The sequence below is a fragment of the Eggerthella sp. genome (assembly GCF_048329335.1).
Classification (GTDB): Bacteria; Actinomycetota; Coriobacteriia; order Coriobacteriales; family Eggerthellaceae; genus Eggerthella; species Eggerthella lenta.
In genome coordinates, this window is the sequence record NZ_DBFEGU010000016.1 from 1 (window position 1) to 6,552 (window position 6,552).

The 6,552-nt window shown below is 66.7% G+C and carries 7 protein-coding genes and 2 pseudogenes; all 9 read right to left on the bottom strand.

Going from position 1 to position 6,552, the window contains the following annotated elements:
* Positions 1-297: pseudogene (locus tag ACMO6A_RS00405) on the bottom strand (DNA internalization-related competence protein ComEC/Rec2); the annotation flags it as partial.
* A complete protein-coding gene (locus ACMO6A_RS00410) occupies positions 294-974 on the bottom strand; it encodes a ComEA family DNA-binding protein (protein ID WP_009608698.1) in 681 nt (226 codons plus the stop codon). The gene ACMO6A_RS00410 and the pseudogene ACMO6A_RS00405, both read right to left, overlap by 4 nt.
* A gap of 579 nt (positions 975-1,553) precedes the next feature.
* Complete coding sequence (thiI, locus tag ACMO6A_RS00415) at positions 1,554-2,771, bottom strand: tRNA uracil 4-sulfurtransferase ThiI (RefSeq protein ID WP_009608629.1); 1,218 nt, start codon at positions 2,769-2,771, stop codon at positions 1,554-1,556.
* Positions 2,772-2,986: 215 nt separating this feature from the next.
* On the bottom strand, positions 2,987-3,247 hold the full coding sequence (locus ACMO6A_RS00420; protein WP_009307074.1) for a DNA-directed RNA polymerase subunit omega: 261 nt from the start codon (positions 3,245-3,247) through the stop codon (positions 2,987-2,989).
* A gap of 7 nt (positions 3,248-3,254) precedes the next feature.
* Positions 3,255-3,827: a guanylate kinase gene (gmk, locus tag ACMO6A_RS00425; protein ID WP_009608702.1), complete on the bottom strand. Its 573-nt coding sequence runs from the start codon at positions 3,825-3,827 to the stop codon at positions 3,255-3,257.
* 8 nt (positions 3,828-3,835) lie between these two features.
* Complete coding sequence (mihF, locus tag ACMO6A_RS00430; RefSeq protein ID WP_009307076.1) at positions 3,836-4,144, bottom strand: integration host factor, actinobacterial type; 309 nt, start codon at positions 4,142-4,144, stop codon at positions 3,836-3,838.
* A 192-nt stretch (positions 4,145-4,336) separates the two neighbouring features.
* Entirely contained in the window at positions 4,337-5,062 is a 726-nt protein-coding gene (gene pyrF / locus ACMO6A_RS00435) for an orotidine-5'-phosphate decarboxylase (RefSeq protein WP_009307077.1), read from the bottom strand.
* Entirely contained in the window at positions 5,056-5,955 is a 900-nt protein-coding gene (locus tag ACMO6A_RS00440; protein ID WP_035577129.1) for a dihydroorotate dehydrogenase, read from the bottom strand. Before ACMO6A_RS00440 ends, pyrF begins: the two co-directional genes overlap by 7 nt.
* A gap of 174 nt (positions 5,956-6,129) precedes the next feature.
* Positions 6,130-6,552: pseudogene (locus ACMO6A_RS00445) on the bottom strand (dihydroorotate dehydrogenase electron transfer subunit); the annotation flags it as partial.

Below are 6,552 nucleotides of genomic sequence, written 5' to 3' on the forward strand. Positions count from 1 at the left end.
CAGCTGCGCCTCGTGCTGCGCGGCCGCGCACCCGCCTGCGAGCGCGATGCCGAGCGCGGCTCCCAGCAGCGCGGCCCACGTGATCGGCACCGGCAGCCGCCATAGCGCGAAAGCGCATGCGACGCTCGCGACGATGCCGGCCGCGCCGACGGCGAGGCATGCGCCGGTATCCCAGGATCCGGATGCGGCCAGCACCGCCGCGCACGATGCCCACAGCGAAAGCGCGCAGGCCAGCACAGGCGGCAGCGCCGGGCGCGGAGGAAGCGCGACCGGTTTGCCCCGCGCAGCGCCCCTCATCCCACGCATACGAGATCGGCCAGATCGGCGAACTTCTTGTCCCCGATGCCGGACACGCGCTTGAGATCCTCCACCGTGCGGAAGGGGCCGTTCGCCTCACGGTCGGCCACGATCTTCTCCGCCGTGGACGGCCCCACGCCAGGCAGCGCATCGAGCTCGGCCGCCGTCGCCCGATTGAGGTCGATCTTGCCGCCCGTCGGCGAAGCAGCCGCCCTGGAGCCCGCATCGCCGCCGTCCACGGCCGCGCCCGGCTCCAAGACAGCCTCCTCCTGCGACGGCACGACGATCTGCTCGCCGTCCGCGAGCACGCGTGCCAGGTTGAGCGCGTCGCGGGCGGCTCCGTCGGCGAACCCTCCGGCCGCGTCCACCGCGTCCTGCACCCGCGCGCCCTCCGCCAGCTCTCGCACCCCCGGTTCGACCACGGCGCCTCCCACGTGCACGAAGACGGTTCGCGCCTCCACGGAAGCGGCGCCGTCCTCGTCGGTACCGTCGGAAGTCGCCGCGCCGTCGTCGCGAGAGAGCGAGAAGCCGTCCGACGTTCCGGCCTTGACCAGCGCTCCTCCCGCCGCGATGAGCACGATGGCCGCGAGCGCCGTCACGCCCACGAGCACCGGCAGGCGCACGCCGGTCAGGTGCGCCTTCGCCCGCCACGACTCCGCCCGCTCTGCAAACCCCATGCCGCCCCCTCGCCCGTCGCCGATTCCTCTCCTTCCATGATAGCGACCCCGACTCACGCGCCGATGGCGCAGATCCAGCGAAACGCGCCGCGTTTTCCAGCGCACCTTCCACGCGTTTCCAACGCCGATTCCACGCGCCGTCGATGCCGATCCAGCGCGGTTTCCACCTGCCGCGCCAACGAATCCCACGCGCATATCACGCGCGAGGAGTACCCCGCTTCTCGTCAGCTCGAATACAAGCTGCGCTGGGCCCGTCATCCTGATCGGGGCACCGCAGGTCGTCATCCTGAGCAGAGCGCGCAGCGCGGAGTCGAAGGATTCCGTGCGGTGCCAGCCGCGGCGCTTCCAGCTGATGCCGCACGGGATCCTTCGACTCCGCGCTGCGCGGGGCCTCCCTGGGCTCGCTTCGCGTGCTCGGGAGTTCGACAGTCCGCTGGACTGTCGAATGCTCGCGCTCGCTCAGGATGACAGGGCGAGAGCTGCGTTCGCTCGGGACGACGAAACGGGGCAAGAGAAAGCGGCGCCCCCGAGGTATTTCCCGGGGACGCCGCTTTTGCGAGCTTCTGCAACCGGCCGCGCTCAGGAAGCGCGTTTCTTCTTCGGCTTGTAGGCGGGGCAGGCGTAGTCGCGAACCTCTGCGGCGTCGGCGATCTCGGGTACCCAGCGCTCGATGGGCAGCGCGGCCTCGGCTTCCAACACCACGGGCAGCTTCGCATGCGTCTCCGGACTGCGCGGCATGAACAGCGTGCAGCAGTCGGGCGCATCCTGCGACGAGATCTCGAACGAGCCCAAACGCTCGGCTTCGGCGATGATCTCCAGCTTGTCGGTGCCGATGAGCGGACGAAAGACGGGCAGGTCAACCGCCGCGTCAGTGCAGCGGATGTTGTCGAGCGTCTGCGAGGCAACCTGACCCAGGCTCTCTCCCGTCACCAGCGCTCCCGCGCGCTCGCGGCGTGCGATCTCCTCAGCCACCTTGAACATGAGACGACGGTACATGATGACGCGCAGCTCGGGCGGCACGGTCAGCGCGATCTCGCGCTGGTAGTCGCCGAACGGCACCGCGTACACGCGAGCGATGCAGCCCGTGCGCTCCAGCACCTGCGCGATGTCGTCCACGAGGTACTCGCTGGCATCGGATGTTTGAGGTCGTCCGGAGAAGTGCACGCCTATGCACACCGCGCCGCGCCGCGCGAGCTTCCACGTCGCCACCGGCGAGTCGATGCCCGACGACAGCAGGCTCACGACCAGGCCCGAACTGCCCACCGGCAGCCCTCCCACGCCCGGCAGCGAGCGCGCGTACACGTACGCCGCGTTCTGCACCACCTCGACGCCCACCGTAACGTCGGGCTTCTTCATCTTAACGGACTTCTCGGGGTGCGCGGCGCACAGCGCCGAGCCGATGATCTGGTTCATGTCCATCGAACCCGTGACGAAATCGGTGTGGTTGCGCCGCGCCGCCACCTTGAACGTGTCGAACTCGCCCGCCTCGGCCATCGCCGCGAGCGCCGCCTCCGTCATCTCGTCGAGGTCGCGCTCGCACTTGAAACCGCACGACACGCGCGCTACGCCCGGCACCTTGCCGATGACGTCGGCCGCCTCCTTCGCGGTGGTCCAATCGGTGCCCTCACGCAAGAACACGCACAAACGGCCCGCGATGCGATGGATAACGACCACGGGGAAAGGCTTCAGCAGCGCTTCGAGGTTCTTGAGCAACCTCATCTCGAACGTCGATCGATTGTGCCCCTTGAGCCCGATCTCGTGGTAATGGACCAAGCAGATGCGTTGGAATTCAGTCATGGATATCCTTCGATGCAGAGAGATCGCGCGTAGCGCGAAACGAACACGCAGGTTGGCGCAGCACGTCAGCGAGAAGCCCCGAGGCGCCTTGCAATGCCGCGAAAGCCCGAGGAAGCGTACTTCCGTACGCGACGAGGGCTTGGAGCGGCAAGGCGCGGTGCCTCGGGGCTTCGCAGCGTCGAGCAGTTCCGTCGGCCGTAGGCCGACGGAATCTCTTAGTGGTAGTTGACGTCGATGGAGTTGGGATCGTACGACACTTCGCCGCGGGCGATTTCGTTGAAAGCCAGCGACAGCGGCTTCTTGTCGGCCGCGCGCGCGATCTCGACCGCCGTCTGCAGCTGGATGGCGCGGTCGCGCTGGCCGCGCATCATGTCGTTGATGTCGTGCGCGCGCTTGGAAGCGAGCGCGCACAGCAGGAAACGATCGTTGTCAGTCTCGTTCAACAGGACGTCGATCTTCGGTTCGATAATGCTCATATGCGTGTTAACCTCGTATTTTCTCGGCTTGTTCGTTGACGTAGCCCGCTAATGCGCGGACAGCTTCGTCCAAATCGTCGTTTACCAGCCGTATATCATACTCCATTTTACGGGAAAGCTCCACCCGCGCCGTCTCCATCCGCGTGGCGATGGCCTCCTCCGTCTCTGTTCCGCGGCCGCGAAGGCGCGCTTCCAGCACGTCAAGCGACGGCGGCTCGATGAAGACGAGATGCGCCGAAGGGAACTTGTCGCGCACCTGGAATCCTCCCTGAACGTCGATTTCCAGGATAACCTGATCGCCGCACGCGATGTGCTCCTCGACGGTAGCGCGGGGCGTGCCGTAGCAGTTGCCGCCGTACGTCGCCCATTCCAGCAGGCCGTCCTCGTCGACGAGCTCCTGGAATTCCTCAGGGGACGCGAAGCGGTAGTGGACGCCATCCACTTCTCCCTCGCGCGGCTTGCGCGTGGTAACCGACATGGACACCCAAGCATCGGGGATCTCGCGCAAAAGACGGGCCACCAGCGTGCCCTTGCCAGCACCCGATGGCCCCGAGATGACGAACAGATTGCCGTGGCGCATAGGTGCGGTTAGCCCAAGCGCTCCAGCAGGGCGGTCTGCTGACGCTCGCCCAGACCGCGCAGACGGCGGCTCTCGGCAATCTGGAGCTCCTTCATGATCTTCTCAGCCTTGGCCTTGCCGTAGCCGGGAAGCGTCTCGATGAGGGTGGAAACCTTCATACGGCCCACGACCGGATCGTTCTTCATTTCAAGAACCTTCTCGAGCGTGAGCTTGCCGGACTTCAGGTCATCGCGAACCTCGGCGCGCTTGATGCGAGCCGCCTTCGCCTTTTCCAAAGCCGCCTGACGCTCTTCAGGGCTGAGTTGAGGAATAGCCATCGTGTTATCTCCTTCTGTTCCAAAACGATTCCGTGATACTATCACGCATTCGCCCACTTCACCTTGTCTTTTCCTACAAATCCTAAAAATTTCAGTGCGTGGTCACACATTCTAGAAGCAGTTGGCTCCTTTGTCGACCATTCGTCGCCCAACCGTCATTTTCCCAGACCGCACGCAAGTTCGACGGGGCGCCTACAGCTCGGCCGCGATGGACTCGAATGCAGCCGCCGGATCGGCCGCCTGCGTGATGGGACGCCCGATGACGATGTGCGACGCACCGTTGGCGAACGCCTGGGCAGGCGTGGCCACGCGGCTCTGATCGCCGCGATCGCTGCCCGCAGGGCGCACGCCCGGCGTGACGATGTAGGCGTCCGGACCCAGGATCTCGCGCAGACGCGCAGCCTCCTTCGGAGACGCCACCACGCCGGAGATGCCGGCGCGCTTGGCCTGCTCGGCCAGCACGACCACCTGGTCGGCCATGGCGCGGCTTACGCCCGTTTCGGCCAGAGCCGCATCGTTCATGCTGGTGAGAACCGTAATTCCCAGCGTCGCCGGCGCATCGTGACCGTACTCGGACGCTGCGCGCTCGGCGCCCTTCTGCGCCGCAGCCATCATGTCGACGCCGCCCACCGTGTGCATGGTCAGCATATCGGCCCCGCTGCCGGCCGCGGCGTACGCGGCGCCCTCCACCTGGTGCGGAATGTCGTGGAACTTGAGGTCGAGGAACACCTTGAAGCCGCGCTCCTTGAGCGCGTACACGATGGCCGGGCCGTTCGCGTAGAACAGCGTCATTCCCACCTTCATCCACGTCGCCTTGCCCTGCAGCTGGTCCGCGAGGTCGAAGGCCTCTTCGATGCCGCAGTCGAGCGCCACGATCACGCGATCGCGCGCGGGAACCTCTTCGAACGAACTCACCATTCCAAAGCTCCTATCAGTTGCTGCACGTCTTCGATGCCGTGCCTTTCGCAATACTGCGCCATTCCGTCGATGATTTCAACCGTGGCGTGCGGATTCACGAAATTCGCGGTGCCGACGGCCACCGCCGTGGCCCCGGCCAGCATGAACTCCACCGCGTCGGTCGCGCACGAGATGCCGCCCATGCCGAGCAGCGGCACGTCGACGGCCTGGTGAACCTCCCACACCATGCGCAGCGCCACAGGCTTGACGGCCGGGCCCGACAGTCCGCCCACGCCGCGCGCGAGCTGCGGTCGGCGGCGCTCCGCATCGATGGCCATGCCCAGAAGCGTGTTGATGAGCGACAGCGCGTCGGCGCCGGCCGACACTGCGGCGCGCGCGATCTCGGTCACGTCGGTGACGTTCGGCGTGAGTTTCACGATGAGCGGGCGCTTCGTGGCGGCGCGGCACCGGGACACGACCGCCTCGACGCTGTCCGTGCACGTGCCGATGGTCATGCCGCCCGCGTCCACGTTCGGGCACGAGATGTTCACCTCGTACGCGTCCACCGGCACGTCTTCCAACGCCTCGATCACCTGCACGTACTCGTCGAAACTGTGGCCCGACACGTTCACGATGACCGTCGCGCCGCGCTCGGCCAGCCACGGCAGATCGCATTCCTTCAAGTGCGCCACGCCGGGGTTCTGAAGCCCGATGGAGTTGAGCATGCCCGAAGGCGTCTCGGCGATGCGGGGACTGGCGTTGCCCGCCCAGCCGTTCAGCGACACGCCCTTCGTCGTGACGGCCCCCAACGCGGCGACGTCCACGAAGTCCCCGTACTCCCGCCCCGCAGCAAACGTCCCCGAAGCCACCGTGACGGGATTCTTCATCTCCAACCCGCCAAGATTCACGCGCATGTCCACCTTAGTAGGTAGAGGCCGGAGGGGAGAACCCTCCACCAAGCGAGTTCCGCACGAGCCGAAACGTCCTGCGGACGTTTCGCGCGAGCCCAGGACTGTCCGAGCGACTGGAGGGTTCTCCCCTCCGGCCGCCTCACCGGATCGGCACATGCCGTTGAAGCTATCGCCCATCTACCATACCACCTTCCGCGCATCGAACACGGGGCCGTCGACGCAGGCCCGCTGCTTGCCGCCCACCGTGTCCACCACGCACGACAGGCATGCTCCCACGCCGCAGGCCATGCGCTTCTCCATGGACACCTCGCAGGGCACGCCCGCCTCGGCGGCCATGCCGGCCACGATCTTCATAAGGGGCTCGGGGCCGCACACGGCCAGATAGTCGTACGGCTCCCCCGCTTCTGCAGCTTCGGCGAGCGCTTCGGCGACGAGCGAGGTGCAGAAGCCCTCGCGTCCGAAGCTGCCGTCGTCGGTGGCGCAGCGCGGCGGCTCGTCCAGCAGCGCCTCGTAGCGGCCGCGACACGTGAGCGCCGCCTCGGTCTGCGCGCCCAGCACCACGTCAGTGCGCACGCCGGCGCTAATCAGACTCTCGCACAG

Coding starts and splice junctions, on each gene's coding strand:
- ACMO6A_RS00410 (WP_009608698.1), bottom strand. CDS start 974: ATGGGGTTTGCAGAGCGGGCGGAGTCGTGGCGGGCGAAGGCGCACCTG.
- thiI (WP_009608629.1), bottom strand. CDS start 2,771: ATGACTGAATTCCAACGCATCTGCTTGGTCCATTACCACGAGATCGGG.
- ACMO6A_RS00420 (WP_009307074.1), bottom strand. CDS start 3,247: ATGAGCATTATCGAACCGAAGATCGACGTCCTGTTGAACGAGACTGAC.
- gmk (WP_009608702.1), bottom strand. CDS start 3,827: ATGCGCCACGGCAATCTGTTCGTCATCTCGGGGCCATCGGGTGCTGGC.
- mihF (WP_009307076.1), bottom strand. CDS start 4,144: ATGGCTATTCCTCAACTCAGCCCTGAAGAGCGTCAGGCGGCTTTGGAA.
- pyrF (WP_009307077.1), bottom strand. CDS start 5,062: ATGGTGAGTTCGTTCGAAGAGGTTCCCGCGCGCGATCGCGTGATCGTG.
- ACMO6A_RS00440 (WP_035577129.1), bottom strand. CDS start 5,955: ATGCGCGTGAATCTTGGCGGGTTGGAGATGAAGAATCCCGTCACGGTG.